Genomic DNA, 16,308 nt, shown 5'->3' with positions numbered 1-16,308 from the left:
GCTTTGACGCACATAGCTAAAGTCCTAAGAAAACCCAAAAAATATAATCGGTACCCTCCTCAAATGGAGTGTGTTATGATATAAACGAATTAGCACCAGCTCACATAGTAAGGTGGTAAGTTTTAGAAGGACTGAATTATGCTATAATGATTACAGAATAGTAGACACACTGAAGGAGTGGAAATAATGCTCAAAATTCAAGAAATTCGTGAATTGATCAAATTGATCGATCAATCTTCTATTAATGAATTCGAATATGAACAAGAAGGTGCGAAAATCACCATGAAAAAAGGGGCTGGGGAACAGCCGATAGTACAACAGGCACCTCAAGCAACGGCTGAGGCACCCGCACAAGCAGCAGCACCTCAACCAAAGCCACAAGCAGTGGAAGAAAAGCCTGAAACGGACGAAGATGAAAAACCAGGAAAAGTAGCGGATGAATCCTTACATAAGATCGAATCCCCTATGGTCGGTACATTTTATGCTTCTCCGTCACCGGATGAAGATTCATATGTAAAGCCAGGCGACAAAGTGTCCAACGACTCGATCGTCTGTATCATTGAAGCGATGAAGCTCTTTAACGAAATCGAGGCGGAAGTGAATGGGGAAATAGTAGAAATACTCGTAGAGAATGGACAGCTAGTCGAGTATGGACAACCATTATTCCTTGTGAAAAAACAGTAAGGTGATTTCAATGATAAAAAAAGTACTTATAGCGAACCGAGGAGAAATTGCTGTCCGGATCATCCGAGCTTGTAAAGAAATGAATATTGAAACAATCGCTGTATATTCTGAAGGCGATAAGGAATCATTGCATGTACGCCTAGCGGATGAAGCGTATTGTATTGGGCCTATCCTTGCAAAGGAAAGTTATTTGAACTTTACAAATATCATGAGTGTCGCTACATTGACAGGTGCTGATGCAATCCATCCAGGTTACGGATTCCTGGCAGAGAATGCTGATTTTGCTGAAATTTGTGCGGAATGCAATATTACGTTCATTGGACCGAGCCCAGAAGCGATCAATCGAATGGGGACGAAGGATGTTGCCAGGTCGACGATGAAGGAAGCTGGGGTCCCGATCGTCCCAGGTTCTGAAGGGATCATCGAAACCAAAGAGGAAGCGATAAAATTAGCCGAGGAAATGGGATACCCCGTAATCATCAAGGCAACAGCCGGCGGCGGAGGGAAAGGAATCCGTGTTGCCCGCACTGAGCAAGAGCTTGTAAAAGGGATCAATATGACTCAACAAGAAGCTGCATCAGCATTTGGAAATCCAGGGGTATACATTGAAAAATACATTGAAGATTTCCGCCATGTTGAAATCCAAGTACTTGGTGACAATCACGGGAATGTAATCCACTTGGGTGAACGCGATTGCTCGATTCAGCGTCGTTTGCAGAAGCTGTTGGAAGAAACCCCATCTCCAGCCCTCGATCCCGAAAAACGTGAAGAAATGGGAGAAGCTGCAGTGCGGGCAGCCAAGGCTGTACATTATTCTGGAGCAGGTACTGTAGAATTCATCTTCGAGCACAATACCGGTGATTTCTATTTCATGGAAATGAATACACGGATCCAAGTAGAGCATCCTGTTACAGAGATGGTTACAGGGATCGACTTGATCAAAGAACAAATTCGAGTTGCCAGCGGTGAGCGGTTATCCTATAGCCAGGATGACATCAAGTTTGAAGGATGGTCGATAGAATGCCGGATCAATGCGGAGAATCCTGATAAAAACTTCATGCCTTCTGCAGGCAGGATTGAAATGTATCTACCGCCAGGCGGGCTAGGTGTACGTGTCGATTCGGCTGCTTATCCAGGTTATTTCATTCCACCATATTACGATTCGATGATTGCGAAAGTCATCACTTATGGAAACACACGGGAAGAAGCAATCCGCCGAATGAAACGTGCATTGAGTGAGTTTGTCATTGAAGGTGTGGATACAACCATTCCATTCCACCTGCGCTTACTCGATCATGAAAAATTCAATATCGGTGAATTCAATACTAAATTCTTAGAGAACTATGATTTAACATCAAAATCATCAAAGCGGACTTCAAATGGAGGTGAGTAGTATGAACGAATATCAAACATTTGAAATGGAAGAAAAAGATGCTAACTTAGGCAAGGTTGAAATCTCACCAGAAGTAATTGAAGTAATCTCCAGTCTTGCTGCTACCGAAGTAGAGGGAGTTTCCGCAATGCGTGGGAACTTTGCCTCAGGGGTAGTTGAACGTTTCGGCAGAAAATCACTTGGTAAAGGTGTAAAGGTCGAGCTTTCTGAGGAAGGAATCAACATTGATGTTTTTGTAACGATGAATTTCGGTGTATCAATTCCAGATACGGCTGAAAAGATACAAGAAAACATCCGACATACACTCCACACGATGACAGCATTAGAACCAAATCGTGTCGATGTGCATGTGGTCGGTGTGCAATTTGAAGGTAAAGTGAATCCAGCAGTTGAAGAAGATCAAGAATATTAATCGGCAAACTGGCTCAAAACAAGCGTTAGACTTCTCGAATCCACCACCTATTCGAAAAACTAGAGGAGTCTGCCGGTTTTGGGTCGGTTTTTTCGATTATTACATATTAAATATGTGTATGCTGAAAAGGTAACGGTCTCTATGCTATCATCATATAGAGAAGAAATGAAAGGAAGTATCACGATATGAAAAGAAGGAATGCAAGAGAAAAGGCATTACAGTCTTTATTTCAAATAGATGTAAGTCAATTAGACCGTTCGGAAGCAATTGGTCATGTTCTTGAGGAAGGTGAAGAACGTGATGACTTCCTTGTCCAGTTAGTCGAAGGGACAACAGACCATAAGGAAGAAATTGATACGCTCATTAAAGAACACCTTGAAAACTGGAGCTTTGATCGAATCGGTAATGTCGACCGTTCTGTCTTGCGGCTTGCTGTCTACGAAATGTTATATATTGATGACATTCCGATCAAGGTTACCTTCAACGAGGCGATCGATCTTGCTAAAACATTCGGAGGAGACGAATCCGGTCGCTTTGTAAACGCAGTACTTTCAAAAATAAGCAAAACGATTCAATAGTGGAGGGGTTATTGTTGGTTGCAAAGCTTCTAAAGGGAAATGAAATTGCAGATGCAAAAAGGAACGATATGAAAGAGGAAGTACAAAAACTGAGAAGCAAAGGGATCATTCCTGGCTTGGTCGTTATTATCGTTGGTGATAATCCTGCTTCTTTATCCTACGTAAGAGGAAAAACGAAAGCATGTAAGCAAGTAGGCATAGAGGGCAAGCTCGTTGAACTTTCTGAAGATATTTCTGAAGGTAAACTCCTAGAAATCATCAAGCAATATAACAACGATGAGGAATGTCATGGGATCCTTGTCCAATTACCTTTACCTGAGCATATCTCAGAAACAGCAATTATCGAAGCTATTTCTCCAGAGAAGGATGTAGATGGTTTCCATCCTATCAATATCGGCAGGATGATGACTGGACAACGTGCGTTTTTGCCATGTACACCATATGGCATCATCGAAATGGTGAAGTCAAAAGATATTATCATTGAAGGAAAACATGTTGTCGTAATCGGAAGAAGCAACATCGTAGGAAAGCCTGTTGGACAACTGTTCTTAAATGAAAATGCTACTGTTACATATTGTCATTCCAGAACAGCCAATATGAAGGAGATCACAAGGCAGGCAGACATATTAGTCGTTGCTGTAGGCAAGATGAACTTTGTTGGAAAAGACTACATCAAGCCTGGTGCGGTTGTGATAGATGTTGGAATCAACCGTAAAGATGATGGAAAGTTGACAGGTGACGTCAATTTTGAAGAAGCCGAGCAGGTTGCATCATATATTACTCCGGTTCCAAAAGGTGTTGGTCCAATGACGATTACCATGCTCCTTCGAAATACGATCCTTTCTGCGAAGTGGAGTCATCAAATAGAAGGTGTGCTTTAATGCAACAAAATCCATATATAAGCATCACAGAGCTCACTCGATATATAAAACGTAAATTCGATATGGATGGAAAGCTCCAAGACGTTTGGCTTCGAGGCGAGCTGTCAAATGTAAAACACCATAGCCGGGGGCATATGTATTTTACCGTAAAAGATCAAAACAGCCGGATCAACTCTGTCATGTTTGCCGGGAACAACCGGTTCTTGAAATTTCGTCCTGAAGAAGGGATGAAAGTTCTGATCCGGGGAGAGGTATCAGTCTATGAACCGCATGGACAGTACCAACTTTATGTTAAAGAGATGCAGCCAGATGGGATCGGCAACTTGTTCCTTGCATTCGAAGAGTTGAAAAAGAAACTTGATAAGGAAGGGCTATTTGCTCCTGAACGGAAAAAGAAGATCCCAGCAACCCCTAAACGAATAGGGGTTATTACTTCTCCAACAGGAGCAGCAGTCCGAGATGTATTGACCACGATCAAACGGCGTTTTCCGATCGCGAAGGTAACCGTTATACCTGTCCTTGTTCAAGGACCGAATGCTGCACCAAGCATCTCCAGAGCGATTGATTTTGCAAATGAACAAGGGAATTGGGATGTTTTGATTGTAGGCCGTGGAGGTGGTTCCATCGAAGAATTATGGGCCTTCAATGAAGAAATCGTCGCTCGTAGTATCTTCCACTCCATCATTCCGATTATTTCTGCGGTTGGACACGAAACAGACTTTACGATTGCTGATTTTGTTGCTGATATACGAGCGGCTACACCGACAGCAGCAGCAGAACTTGCTGTACCTCACATTGAGGAATTACAGGAAAGAGTGACTCAAAGACAGCTAAGATTGACAAGAGCCATAACTGAGCATGTGAAAAGGTTGCGGAACCAGCTGGATCATCAACAAAAATCATACGCCTTCAAATATCCGCTTCAGCTCGTTAAACAGAAAGAACAAGACCTTGATCGTATAATGGAACGTCTTCAAAAAACACGCTCAAGAACTTTTGACCGGAAAGCTCAACAAATCGATCAGCTTAAAAGCCGTTTGGATCGCAACCATCCTGAAAAGCTATTTAGCCGATCAAAAGACAAGCATCAAGTGCTGGTCAGAATGTTGAAAAAGGAAATGCGAAACCTTATCGATCATAACAGCTCAGACTTTCAAAACAAAATTGGTAAGCTGAACGCTTTGAGCCCATTAAGTATCATGGAACGGGGTTACAGCCTGGCTTATGACCAGGGAACCGACAATCTTATTAAAAGTGTGAAGCAAGTACAGCCAGGTGACCAAGTTACTGTTCGCTTGAAGGATGGGAAATTGGATTGCCAAGTATGGGGACTTGAGGAGAGTGAGAATTAATGGAAGAGAAAAAAGAACAGAGCTTTGAAGAAGCGATGATGGAGCTTGAAGATATCGTCGGAAAGTTAGAAGAAGGTGACGTACCGCTTGAAGAGTCCATTCGCTTATTTCAAGAAGGGATGAAGCTTTCAAAGCTATGCCATGATAAATTACAGGATGTTGAAAAGCAGATGGATGAGTTATTGAAGGAAAATGGGGAAACAGAACCCTTTGCGATACAGGAGGAAGACTGAGATTGGACAAAAATACTTTCTTGCAGCTTCTTCAACAAAAGAAAAATTTAATTGATGAAACATTACCAGGAAAGGTGGACCGGCTCCAAGGGCATACAAACTTAAAAGAGGCGATGCTGTATTCGATATTAGCGGGCGGCAAACGGCTTCGACCCACCTTGTTGCTCATGACGATCGAAGCCTTTGAAAAGGATAGCAACTTAGGTCTGGATGCTGCGTGTGCTGTCGAAATGATCCATACTTACTCCCTGATCCACGATGATTTGCCGGCAATGGACGATGATGATTTCAGAAGAGGCAATCTTACCAACCATAAAATTTATGGGGAAGCGATGGCGATACTTGCAGGGGATGCTTTACTGACTTATGCTTTCGAAGTGATTTCCGGTTCTGAACATTTGAATGATGAACTGAAGGTCGATTTGATCATGAATCTTTCCAAAGCTGCAGGTCCAGAGGGCATGGTTTACGGCCAGGCAGCTGATCTTGAAGGAGAAGGAAGATCGCTTTCCATAGGAGACTTAGAACAGATCCACCGTAAAAAGACAGGAGCACTTTTAGGATACGCGATTTATGCAGGCGCGCGTATCGCAGGAGGAAATAAGCGGCAGTTGGATCATCTTATTCAATTTGCCCAACATCTAGGGCTTGCATTTCAGATCCAGGATGACATTTTGGATGTAGAAGGTGATGAAGCGAAAATTGGAAAGCCAATTGGCAGCGATGTGCAAAATAACAAGAGTACATACCCCCATCTATTGACGATTACAGGAGCAAAAGACCAATTGTTCAAGGAAGTAGATGATGCAAAGCAACACTTATATAAAGCAAGTATAAAACATGAATGGTTAGAGCATTTCACAGACTATATGGTCAGCAGGGATCACTAGAAACATTGAGACATAACCCTTTCTGTGGTATATTATAATTACATGAGGAGTGGTGCAGTATTCTAGTCAGTCTCCCATTTCTGAGGGCGGGCCTAAAAATCCGCCAAAGGGCACATCGATGAAGTTCCTTGTATAGGCTCGAAGCGCCCAGCTTTGGGTCTGCACTGGGAGTTAAGGCTGAAGGGCGATCCACAATGGCATGTGGGCGTTGACCCTTTTGCCGCGGAGGACCTCAACTTTGCGATTTGTGTGCTAATACCTTATTGCGAACTGGGGTTATAAACCTGTTTTCACCGGTTTTTTCGGTCGCTAGAAACTACTGGTGAGCAGCGTAGCCTGCCTTGAGTGGTGTTTGAGGGGATTATGGAAGAGGAAAAATCTTCGGTTGGCCGCTGAAGAGTATTCTATACCATATGAAATCGACTCTGCGAAAGAGGCTAGGAAATGGTAAAGACTGTTGAGGAAAACTCCTAGACTGTTCCATGTGACGTTCAAAGGGGATTATAGTGCGGACTAAGTGGTAATCTAGTCTGACGATTGGCGACAACGTCAAGGGAGGATTAAAGGGAAACCTCCAGTGTGGCAACGCATTGGTACCTCTCTGGGAAAACCTACTGGACCTAAGCCGCAGTGTTTACTCTTTGAATGACCACTCCACAATACATATGAGGATTAAGGATATTCTATAGTCTCAATTGACTTTGGGATGTCGTAAAAATCCACAATTAAGTATAACATAACTAGTATTAAATAGGATTATTAAAGGGCCGTTTTATATGCATGATCGGTAGAAGATATATTCAAAAGGAGTATCCATGAATAAAGTTTTCAATAAATCCCTAAAATGGAGTACTGGAATCGCCGTTATCACGCTAGTGTTAGCGGCTATTTTTTCAGTGGTTTCAACTTTGTCCATAAAAGGCGTCAATTGGGCAGTCGGTATAATCATTGTATTTATCATTGTGCTAATTGGCGTTATATTTGATATTATAGGAGTGGCTGCTACGGCTGCAGATGAAGTTCCATTCCATGCGATGGCGTCCGAGAAAGTAAAAGGCGCACGGCAAGCGATAACCATTAGCCGTAACGCTGACCGTGTTGCAAGCTTTTGCAACGATGTCATTGGGGATATATCTGGTATAATAAGCGGTACCGCTTCTGCCGTAGTCATTGTACAGTTGACGAATGCCTTCGGTGGGGATGACGCGACTGCTTTTCAATATATCGTATCAATTGTATTTACAAGCGTAGTTGCTGCGCTTACCGTTGGGGGGAAGGCGTTTGGTAAATCATTTGCCATTCATTTTTCCACTTCCATTATTTTTCAGGTAGGACGAGTAATCTATTTCTTTGAGGAAAGATTAAAGTTAAAGCAATTGATCTCTCAGCCCGCCGAAAATAAACTTAAACGTAATACAAAAGGAAAGTGAGGATGTTCCATGAATTTGGAATCAATCAAAGATCCTAAATTTTTGAAAAAACTAGATGGAGAACAACTTGAAGAGTTGGCATCGACCATTCGCACTTTTTTAATCGAAAAGATTTCTAAAACAGGTGGGCATCTAGGTCCTAATTTAGGGGTAGTTGAGTTAACTTTAGTCCTGCATAAACTGTTTGAAAGCCCGAAAGATAAGTTCATTTGGGATGTAGGACATCAAGCGTATGTCCATAAAATTTTAACCGGGAGAGCAGCGCAGTTCGATACGCTAAAACAATATAAAGGGTTGTGCGGATTTCCGAAACGCTCTGAAAGTGATCATGATGTTTGGGAGACCGGGCATAGTTCCACTTCCCTTTCTGCTGCAATGGGAATGGCTACAGCAAGGGACCTTAAAGGAACTGATGAAGATATCATTGCAGTAATAGGGGATGGGGCTCTAACGGGTGGTATGGCTCTGGAAGCATTGAACCATATCGGCCACGAACAAAAAGACCTGATCGTCATCTTGAATGATAATGAAATGTCCATTGCCCCGAATGTTGGGGCACTTCACAACGTTTTAGGCCGTTTAAGAACGGCAGGGAAATATAAACGCGTAAAAGAAGAATTCGAAGCATTGATCAAAAAAGTTCCTGCAGGTGGGCGTCTTGCTTCAACTGCTGAACGTATGAAGGATTGCCTTAAATATTTGCTTGTATCAGGGATATTTTTCGAGGAACTTGGGTTTACGTACCTGGGACCTGTAGATGGACATAATATTGATGACCTGATGGAAAACATCAAGTACGCCAAAAAGACCAAGGGACCTGTACTTGTACATGTCTTGACGCAGAAAGGGAAAGGATATAAGCCTGCCGAAACGGATGCGATTGGGACTTGGCACGGTCCAGGGCCTTACAAGATCGAGTCAGGAGATTTTATAAAACCTACTGTTGCAGGACCAGGATACAGCAAGGTCGTTTCTGAAACACTAAGGACAATAGCTCGTAAAGATGAAAGGCTTGTCGTGCTGACTCCTGCCATGACAGTTGGTTCCAAGCTTGAAGCGTTTGGAGAGGAGTTCCCAGATCGACTTTATGATGTTGGTATAGCTGAGCAGCATGCTACAACCATGGCAGGTGGACTTGCCACCCAGGGCATGAAACCGGTCCTTTCGATCTATTCCACTTTCCTTCAGCGTGCATATGACCAACTTGTACACGATGTCTGCCGCCAAAATCTGAATGTCGTCTTTGCGGTGGACCGCTCCGGATTAGTAGGTTCAGATGGCGAAACGCATCAAGGTGTGTTTGACATTGCTTTCTTACGTCACTTACCTAACATGGTCGTCCTTAATCCAAAAGATGAAAACGAATTACAGCACATGGTCTACACAGCAACGGAATATAACGAGGGACCTATCGCAGTTAGGTTCCCAAGAGGGACGGGCCTTGGTGTTCCTATGGACAAGGAATTGAAAAAGATCGAAATCGGTACATGGGAAGTTTTGAAGGATGGTAAAGATATTGTAATCCTTGCAGTAGGGACGATGATTCCTGTTGCATTAAAAGCAGCAGAGAAGCTGAAGACGCTGGGAATTTCCGCGATCGTCGTCAATGCCCGCTCCATTAAGCCCTTGGACCACGGTATGATAACCGAACTTGTAACAAAACGTATTCCGATTTTGACAATAGAAGAAGGGATACTCCAAGGTGGTTTCGGAAGTGCAGTACTAGAGTTCATTCATGACCTCGGTATACACGATGCAGTCATTGACCGTATGGGTATTCCAGATCGATTCATTGAGCACGGCAGTGTGTCTAAATTGCTTGAAGAAATTGAATTGACACCAGAAGGGGTCATCGAGCGTGTTTCGCAAATGATTCCAAAGAAACAGCAAAGGGCTTATTAATTATGAAAAAGAAAGAAAGGCTTGATGTTATTCTCGTCGATCGAGGCTTGATCGAAACGAGAGAAAAAGCCAAGAGAGCAATCATGGCTGGACTTGTCTATTCAGAACAAGAACGAATGGACAAACCTGGTCAGAAGGTTGATATATCCATTCCTATCGAATTGAAGGGCAATCCACTCCCCTATGTAAGCCGAGGCGGCTTGAAATTGGAAAAAGCGTTGCAATCCTTTCGATTTGATGTAAGGGATAAAATCATGATTGATATCGGTTCATCAACTGGGGGATTTACCGACTGCGCATTGCAAAATGGGGCACAGTTCGTGTATGCAGTCGATGTCGGTTACAATCAATTGGACTGGAAGCTGAGAAATGATTCCCGTGTACAGGTGATGGAACGGACCAATTTCAGATATTCGAAACCTGAAGATTTTGATAATGGCTTACCACACGTCGCCACAATTGATGTTTCGTTTATATCATTGAAGCTTATTCTGCCTGTATTGAAAGAAATCCTTGTCCATAATGGTGAAGTCGTTGCCCTCATCAAGCCGCAATTCGAGGCAGGACGTGAAGAAGTCGGAAAAAAAGGGATCGTCCGTGACCGTAAAATTCATCAGGCTGTTATCGATCGAATGATTAAATTCAGTCATGAAAAAGGATATCATGTTTTAGATTGTACGTACTCACCAATCCGCGGGGGAGAAGGAAACATTGAATTTCTGCTTCATTTGAGAAAACCTGATATTAATGAGTCTGCGGTCATCAAATGGACGGGTAATACGGAAACTGTAGTAAATGAAGCGCATGAATCGAAAAAAGATTGACAAAAAAGAGCTGACCAAAAACATCGGTAAGGATGATGGAGGTTTAGCTCTTTAGTGTTTTTAGCTCTGTTAAGTCTCTTTATTGACCCAAATTACATAAAAGTTGCGAATGTTTATGCTAGGGGTTTTTATTATTTATCTGGAAAAACTAATAACTAGACACGAATTAAGAGCAATGCTTTTAATTTTCCACTATTTCGGATGAAAATGCCCCTTTTAGGGTAAATAAAAGCCAAAAAGTATTAAGGAGCAAAAAGCCGGATGGATTTACAGTATTTAGTTGAAAGTTTAGTTGATGATGCACAATATAGAAACTTGCCTCCTACCCAAATAAAAAGGATTACCGACAATTCGCTGAATGTTGAGCAAGGCTTTTTATTTGTTGCCATTAGAGGGGAAAAAACAGATGGACATTCTTTTATAAACGACGCGATCCATAAAGGTGCCGCAGCTATAATCGGGGAAGATGATCTTACAGGCCTTTCTATACCTTATATAAAAGTGAAAAATAGCAGGATAGCGCTTGGAGCAATCTCTAAAAAGTTTTATGATAATCCTGCAAAAGATAAAATCATGATCGGTATTACCGGAACGAACGGAAAAACGACTACAAGCTATCTCCTGAAACATGTTTTAGAATCAAATGGGGTTTCCTGCAGTTTATTTGGCACAATAAAAAACATCATCAATGGAGAAGAGATTGATACATGTAATACGACACCGAGTGTGTTGAAATTAAATGAATTGCTTTATAAAAGTAATGATCAAGTGGTGATTTTGGAGGTTTCTTCACATGGGTTATCACAACATCGGTTAGAAGGTATGACATTTGATTATTGTCTATTTACGAATTTATCTCATGACCACTTGAATTACCATGGTACAATGGAGCGTTATTTTGAAACAAAGGCCAGTCTCTTCTATAAAATGAAAGAAAATGGCAAGGCGATCATCAATGTAGATGATCCTTGGGGTGTCAAGCTTGAAAAGGTAGTGAGGAAAAATAATGAAGAAGTTTACACCGTCGGACAATCTTCACAAGCTGATTTACACATCGAAGATATAAAACATTCAAGCTTACAAATAGCGGACGAATATTCCAGTTTTCAGGTTGATTTCAATATGCCGGGATTGCACAATTTGTACAATGCTGTCATGGCTTATGCTGCTGCATCCCAATTTGATCTGACAAGAGAACACATCTTATCTTCACTAGTAACATTTCCTGGAGTTCCAGGTCGGTTCAATATATATAAGCACCATAACGATGCTACGGTAGTCATAGACTATGCCCATACAGCAAGTGCAATCTTGCACTGTTTAAAGGCGGCAAATGATTATGGAGCTGATAAAGTCATCCATGTTTTCGGTTTTCGAGGAGATGCAGATACAGATAAAAGAGGTGATATGATCAGAATCGCATCAGAACATAGTGATTATTATATCCTGACCTTTGATGACCTGAACGAAGTATCTGAAAAAGATATGATTGAAACGCTGGAAAATTTGAATCAAACATACGGAAATCAAAAAGGGTTCATCATCCCGGATCGTACAGAGGCGATCAAATATGCGCTTGAAATCACCGGTTCCCGTGATTGGGTCGTGATAACAGGGAAAGGACATGAGACTTATAAACAAAGCTATTCACTTCCGACTTCATCAGATTCAGAAACAATCGAGTATTTAACCAATTAAATCTATTGAGGGGATTGACCTATAGAGGTTGTAGTCATACAAATTCTCGGGGGATCCCTTTTTTCTTGGAGAGAAATATAAAGTATATAATTCATTCCAAACGGGAACAAAACAATATACAGCAATATTCATGTTTATTCATAAAAGATGTACAATTTTAGCTACTTCCTATATGATAGGCATATACATGTGTGTACAAACTTGTGGAGTGATTTAGATGAATAAAGGACAAAGGCATATAAAAATCAGGGAAATCATAACAAATTTCGATATTGATACTCAGGATGAACTTGTAGAAAGGTTGAAAAATGCAGGCTTCAATGTCACGCAGGCTACTGTATCCCGTGATATTAAAGAATTGCATCTCGTAAAAGTCCCGATGCAGGATGGGCGATATAAGTACAGTCTGCCTGCCGACCAGAGATTCAACCCCCTGCAAAAGCTGAAACGGACTTTGACCGACAGCTTCATCAATATTGATCATACAGATCACCTCATTGTCATGAAGACGTTACCTGGCAATGCGAACGCAGTAGGTGCTTTGATTGACAATCTTGATTGGGAAGAAATCATGGGTACAATCTGCGGTGACGATACGATACTGATCATTTGTCGATCTCCTAAGGATAGCCCTGATATTACACGACAGTTTTTAGATATGTTGTAATGTTAGGAGGGGAAATATGCTTACCGAAATTTCAATTAGGAATTTTGCAATTATAGAAGAAGTGACTGTTCCCTTTGACGACGGGCTGACTGTTTTGACAGGGGAGACAGGGGCAGGGAAATCAATCATTATTGATGCAATCGGATTGTTGATCGGTGGGCGCGGATCAACAGAGTACGTCCGTCATGGCACAGATCGTGCGGAAATTGAGGGCCTTTTTTATATTCCGGGAGATCACTCTGTAATCGACAAAGCACAAGGGCTTGGGATTGAAGTGAGCGATGGAATGGTCGTTCTAAAACGTGACATGACGAGTTCAGGTAAAAGCATTTGCCGTGTAAACGGAAAATTGGTAACACTTGCAATTCTCCGTGAAATAGGCCAATCCCTCATAGATATCCACGGTCAGCATGAACACCAGTTTTTATTGCAAAGTGATAAACATTTAAGTTTGTTGGATCAATACAATTCATCTGACTTGAAACGGACCCTGCAAGAGTATCAGCAATTGTACAAGCGTTACATAGAGGTGCAGAAACAGCTGAAGAACTTGACTGAAAATGAGCAGGAGATGGCGCATCGTATTGATCTGATCCAATATCAATTGGAAGAGATCGAGCGGGCTAAACTACAACCTAATGAAGATGAAGAATTACAAGAGGAAAAGCAGCGTTTAAGTAATTTCGAACGGTTATACCAATCTGTGACTGATGCATATCAAGCGTTATATGGTGAACAAAAAGGAATCGATGTATTAGGTCTCGCTATGAGCCATTTGGAAGATGTTTCAGACTTTGATTCAGAGTTGATACCGATTCAAGAAGCCGTTACGAATGCCTATTACACATTGGAAGACAGCGCACATCAACTAAGAAATTATGTCGAAGCAATGGAGTTTGATCCTGGCCGTTTGGACGTTATTGAGGAACGTCTGCATGAAATCAATTCATTGAAGCGGAAATACGGAAATTCTGTTGAAGAAATTTTAGAGTATAGTTCCCGTATTGAAGAAGAATTGGATACCTTTACAAATAAAGATGATCGGATCAGACTACTAAAAGAAAATCTTGAAGAAATCGGAAAAGATTTTTACTTAGAAGCAAAACAGTTAAGCATTCTAAGAAAGAAGGCAGCTGAAAAACTTGAGAAAAAAATCCACCAGCAACTGAAAGATCTTTATATGGAAAAGACAACCTTCGAGGTTTCATTCGAAGCGGTTTCCGGTATTTCCACCGTTTCTACGGATATAGACGGAAGCAAAATCAGTTTCACGAAAAGCGGAATGGATGAAGTTGAGTTCCTAATTTCAACAAATCCAGGAGAACCTTTAAAACCACTAGTGAAAATTGCGTCTGGCGGAGAACTATCGAGAATCATACTTGCATTGAAAGCGATCTTCTCCAATCAGCAAGGAGTCGCCTCCATCATTTTTGATGAAGTTGATACAGGAGTCAGCGGTCGGGTTGCACAAGCGATTGCAGAAAAAATCCAAAAGCTTTCTACAGGTTCACAAGTCCTTTGTATCACCCATTTGCCACAGGTTGCTGCAATGGCGGATCGGCACCTTTATATTAAAAAAAGCATCAAAGGCAATCGTACATTGACTGTCGTCAAACCTTTGTCGTTTGATGAGAAGGTAAAAGAAATCGCCCGGATGATTTCTGGGGTAGAAGTGACCGACTTGACCAAACGTCATGCAAAAGAAATGATCCAGTTTGCGGATGAAGTGAAAATCACTTCATGAAAAGCTATCCATTTAAGGGTAGCTTTTTCTTATAACTAATGGTTATAGAAACACTCTCTAAAGGTCAAATTATAAATGCAACTAAAAAAGTTGTAGGGTAAGGAATGAGGAGAGTGACTGAATGAAAAGAATCAAAATCAGACAAATAGTCGGCATTCTTCTCCTTGGATTCCTAATAAGCTTGGGTTTTATAAAGCCCATTCAGGACTATCTCAGTATCCCAACTGATATAACCGTGTTCCAGGGAGAGAGATTAACAATAGATCAGAAACATTCAAATGCTACGGTTCATTCGTCCGATCAGGATGAATCGATATTGTCGTCGCTTGGAAGTGTTGAAAACAACCCTCACTCCTTTTCCATAGAGGCAAACCAGGATGGAGACACTGAAGTTACAATGCAGGTATCGAATATACCTGTCAAAAAAGTGAATGTAAAGGTGCTTCCTGAATTCAAAATCATTCCTGGTGGTCAAAATATCGGTGTCCGATTGAATACAGTCGGTGTATTAGTGGTAGGACATCATTTGGTCGGCACCTCAAATGGAGATGTTTCACCTGGTGAAAAGGCTGGGATCCAGGTAGGAGACATGATTACAGAAATCAATGGGAAATCCATTCAAAAACTAAGTGATGTTGGCCCTTTCGTAAAGAGAAGCGGAGAAACCGGTAAATCACTTGACCTCACCATCAAAAGGGATAAGCAAACGATCCATAAAAAATTGACACCAGTGAAAGATGGCTCTGATGCAACATATCGAATCGGCTTATATATTCGTGATTCAGCCGCCGGGGTGGGTACAATGACGTTTTATCATCCAGAAAGCGGTAAATATGGGGCTCTAGGACATGTTATTTCAGATATGGATACGAAAAAACCGATCGTCGTAAATGATGGTCAGATTATCGAATCAACGGTCACCTCGATTGAAAAAGGAACAAACGGAAGACCTGGAGAGAAACTGGCCCGCTTTAACAACGGTGAAAGAATCCTCGGCTCAATCTACAAAAACACGCAATACGGTATATTCGGCAAACTGAAGGATCCGATACGTAATGGTATTATGGATAAAGCAATGCCGATCAAGTTATCCCATGAAGTAAAAGAAGGCCATGCTGAAATCTTGACTGTAGTAAAGGGAGAGGAAGTAAAGAAATACGATGTTGAAATCGTAAGCTCAGTTCCTCAAAAGTTTCCAGCAACAAAAGGAATGGTGGTCAAAATTACAGATCCCGAGTTATTAGATGCTACTGGTGGAATTGTACAGGGGATGAGTGGTAGTCCAATTATCCAGGATGGAAAAATAATCGGAGCAGTGACTCATGTATTTGTTAATGATCCGACTTCAGGATACGGTGTGCATATCGAATGGATGCTTCAAGAAGCCGGGATCAATATTTATGAAGAAAATAGAAATGGCGATAAAGTGGCGAGTTGATTCTCGCCTTTTTTTGTTTGTACAAGGCTGTTTTCGTATAGATTATATTTTTGCACATTAAGAAAGTATAACTTTTCAGCTGGATGACTATTCGGCGTAGCAGAAAAGTTTACAAACTAAGTATAAGCGCACAAGGCTCAGCCTACGCCGAAACTTGGTTTTGCCAAGTTTTCTTTACAATT

The 16,308-nt window shown here is 41.6% G+C and carries 15 protein-coding genes; all 15 read left to right on the top strand.

The genetic code is table 11. The features are described 5' to 3' along the window. Positions 1 to 186: 186 nt before the first annotated feature. The 15 genes from accB to spoIVB all read left to right on the top strand — a co-directional run bounded on the left by accB (position 187) and on the right by spoIVB (position 16,126). On the top strand, positions 187 to 684 hold the full coding sequence (accB, locus tag ACJROX_RS18670) for an acetyl-CoA carboxylase biotin carboxyl carrier protein (protein ID WP_408006715.1): 498 nt from the start codon (positions 187 to 189) through the stop codon (positions 682 to 684). Between the two features lie 10 nt (positions 685 to 694). Next, positions 695 to 2,077, top strand: coding sequence for an acetyl-CoA carboxylase biotin carboxylase subunit (gene accC, locus ACJROX_RS18665; protein WP_408006714.1), 1,383 nt, complete (start codon positions 695 to 697; stop codon positions 2,075 to 2,077). Between the two features lies 1 nt (position 2,078). Next, positions 2,079 to 2,489, top strand: a complete 411-nt coding sequence (locus ACJROX_RS18660) for an Asp23/Gls24 family envelope stress response protein (RefSeq protein ID WP_408006713.1) — start codon at positions 2,079 to 2,081, stop codon at positions 2,487 to 2,489. Positions 2,490 to 2,674: 185 nt separating this feature from the next. After that, positions 2,675 to 3,067: a transcription antitermination factor NusB gene (nusB, locus tag ACJROX_RS18655; protein ID WP_408006712.1), complete on the top strand. Its 393-nt coding sequence runs from the start codon at positions 2,675 to 2,677 to the stop codon at positions 3,065 to 3,067. A 14-nt stretch (positions 3,068 to 3,081) separates the two neighbouring features. Next, a complete protein-coding gene (gene folD, locus ACJROX_RS18650) occupies positions 3,082 to 3,948 on the top strand; it encodes a bifunctional methylenetetrahydrofolate dehydrogenase/methenyltetrahydrofolate cyclohydrolase FolD (RefSeq protein WP_408006711.1) in 867 nt (288 codons plus the stop codon). Then, positions 3,948 to 5,300: an exodeoxyribonuclease VII large subunit gene (xseA, locus tag ACJROX_RS18645; RefSeq protein WP_408006710.1), complete on the top strand. Its 1,353-nt coding sequence runs from the start codon at positions 3,948 to 3,950 to the stop codon at positions 5,298 to 5,300. The genes folD and xseA overlap by 1 nt, the downstream gene beginning before the upstream one ends. Then, a complete protein-coding gene (locus ACJROX_RS18640) occupies positions 5,300 to 5,533 on the top strand; it encodes an exodeoxyribonuclease VII small subunit (RefSeq protein WP_408006709.1) in 234 nt (77 codons plus the stop codon). Before xseA ends, ACJROX_RS18640 begins: the two co-directional genes overlap by 1 nt. Positions 5,534 to 5,535: 2 nt before the next feature. Then, a complete protein-coding gene (locus ACJROX_RS18635) occupies positions 5,536 to 6,423 on the top strand; it encodes a polyprenyl synthetase family protein (RefSeq protein ID WP_408006708.1) in 888 nt (295 codons plus the stop codon). An 815-nt stretch (positions 6,424 to 7,238) separates the two neighbouring features. After that, positions 7,239 to 7,853: a hypothetical protein gene (locus ACJROX_RS18630; protein ID WP_408006707.1), complete on the top strand. Its 615-nt coding sequence runs from the start codon at positions 7,239 to 7,241 to the stop codon at positions 7,851 to 7,853. A 9-nt stretch (positions 7,854 to 7,862) separates the two neighbouring features. Beyond that, positions 7,863 to 9,755, top strand: coding sequence for a 1-deoxy-D-xylulose-5-phosphate synthase (gene dxs / locus ACJROX_RS18625; protein ID WP_408006706.1), 1,893 nt, complete (start codon positions 7,863 to 7,865; stop codon positions 9,753 to 9,755). Next, positions 9,755 to 10,579 (top strand): TlyA family RNA methyltransferase, encoded by an 825-nt coding sequence (locus ACJROX_RS18620; RefSeq protein WP_408011701.1) that lies wholly within the window; start codon positions 9,755 to 9,757, stop codon positions 10,577 to 10,579. The genes dxs and ACJROX_RS18620 overlap by 1 nt, the downstream gene beginning before the upstream one ends. 261 nt (positions 10,580 to 10,840) lie before the next feature. Beyond that, positions 10,841 to 12,277 carry a UDP-N-acetylmuramoyl-L-alanyl-D-glutamate--2,6-diaminopimelate ligase gene (locus ACJROX_RS18615; RefSeq protein ID WP_408006705.1) on the top strand — a complete coding sequence of 479 codons (1,437 nt, stop codon included), beginning with the start codon at positions 10,841 to 10,843 and terminating at the stop codon, positions 12,275 to 12,277. A gap of 217 nt (positions 12,278 to 12,494) precedes the next feature. Beyond that, on the top strand, positions 12,495 to 12,944 hold the full coding sequence (gene ahrC / locus ACJROX_RS18610; RefSeq protein ID WP_408006704.1) for a transcriptional regulator AhrC/ArgR: 450 nt from the start codon (positions 12,495 to 12,497) through the stop codon (positions 12,942 to 12,944). Positions 12,945 to 12,960: 16 nt separating this feature from the next. Then, positions 12,961 to 14,688: a DNA repair protein RecN gene (recN, locus tag ACJROX_RS18605; RefSeq protein WP_408006703.1), complete on the top strand. Its 1,728-nt coding sequence runs from the start codon at positions 12,961 to 12,963 to the stop codon at positions 14,686 to 14,688. Between the two features lie 121 nt (positions 14,689 to 14,809). Beyond that, positions 14,810 to 16,126 carry a SpoIVB peptidase gene (spoIVB, locus tag ACJROX_RS18600; RefSeq protein ID WP_408006702.1) on the top strand — a complete coding sequence of 439 codons (1,317 nt, stop codon included), beginning with the start codon at positions 14,810 to 14,812 and terminating at the stop codon, positions 16,124 to 16,126. Positions 16,127 to 16,308 lie beyond the last annotated feature (182 nt).

This window comes from Pseudalkalibacillus sp. A8 (assembly GCF_045920555.1).
Classification (GTDB): domain Bacteria; phylum Bacillota; class Bacilli; order Bacillales; family Fictibacillaceae; genus Pseudalkalibacillus.
The sequence above is the reverse complement of the archived record's forward strand: the minus strand, read 5'-3'. Positions and strand labels throughout refer to the sequence as shown.

Coding starts and splice junctions, on each gene's coding strand:
- accB (WP_408006715.1), top strand. CDS start 187: ATGCTCAAAATTCAAGAAATTCGTGAATTGATCAAATTGATCGATCAA.
- accC (WP_408006714.1), top strand. CDS start 695: ATGATAAAAAAAGTACTTATAGCGAACCGAGGAGAAATTGCTGTCCGG.
- ACJROX_RS18660 (WP_408006713.1), top strand. CDS start 2,079: ATGAACGAATATCAAACATTTGAAATGGAAGAAAAAGATGCTAACTTA.
- nusB (WP_408006712.1), top strand. CDS start 2,675: ATGAAAAGAAGGAATGCAAGAGAAAAGGCATTACAGTCTTTATTTCAA.
- xseA (WP_408006710.1), top strand. CDS start 3,948: ATGCAACAAAATCCATATATAAGCATCACAGAGCTCACTCGATATATA.
- ACJROX_RS18640 (WP_408006709.1), top strand. CDS start 5,300: ATGGAAGAGAAAAAAGAACAGAGCTTTGAAGAAGCGATGATGGAGCTT.
- ACJROX_RS18630 (WP_408006707.1), top strand. CDS start 7,239: ATGAATAAAGTTTTCAATAAATCCCTAAAATGGAGTACTGGAATCGCC.
- dxs (WP_408006706.1), top strand. CDS start 7,863: ATGAATTTGGAATCAATCAAAGATCCTAAATTTTTGAAAAAACTAGAT.
- ACJROX_RS18615 (WP_408006705.1), top strand. CDS start 10,841: ATGGATTTACAGTATTTAGTTGAAAGTTTAGTTGATGATGCACAATAT.
- ahrC (WP_408006704.1), top strand. CDS start 12,495: ATGAATAAAGGACAAAGGCATATAAAAATCAGGGAAATCATAACAAAT.
- recN (WP_408006703.1), top strand. CDS start 12,961: ATGCTTACCGAAATTTCAATTAGGAATTTTGCAATTATAGAAGAAGTG.
- spoIVB (WP_408006702.1), top strand. CDS start 14,810: ATGAAAAGAATCAAAATCAGACAAATAGTCGGCATTCTTCTCCTTGGA.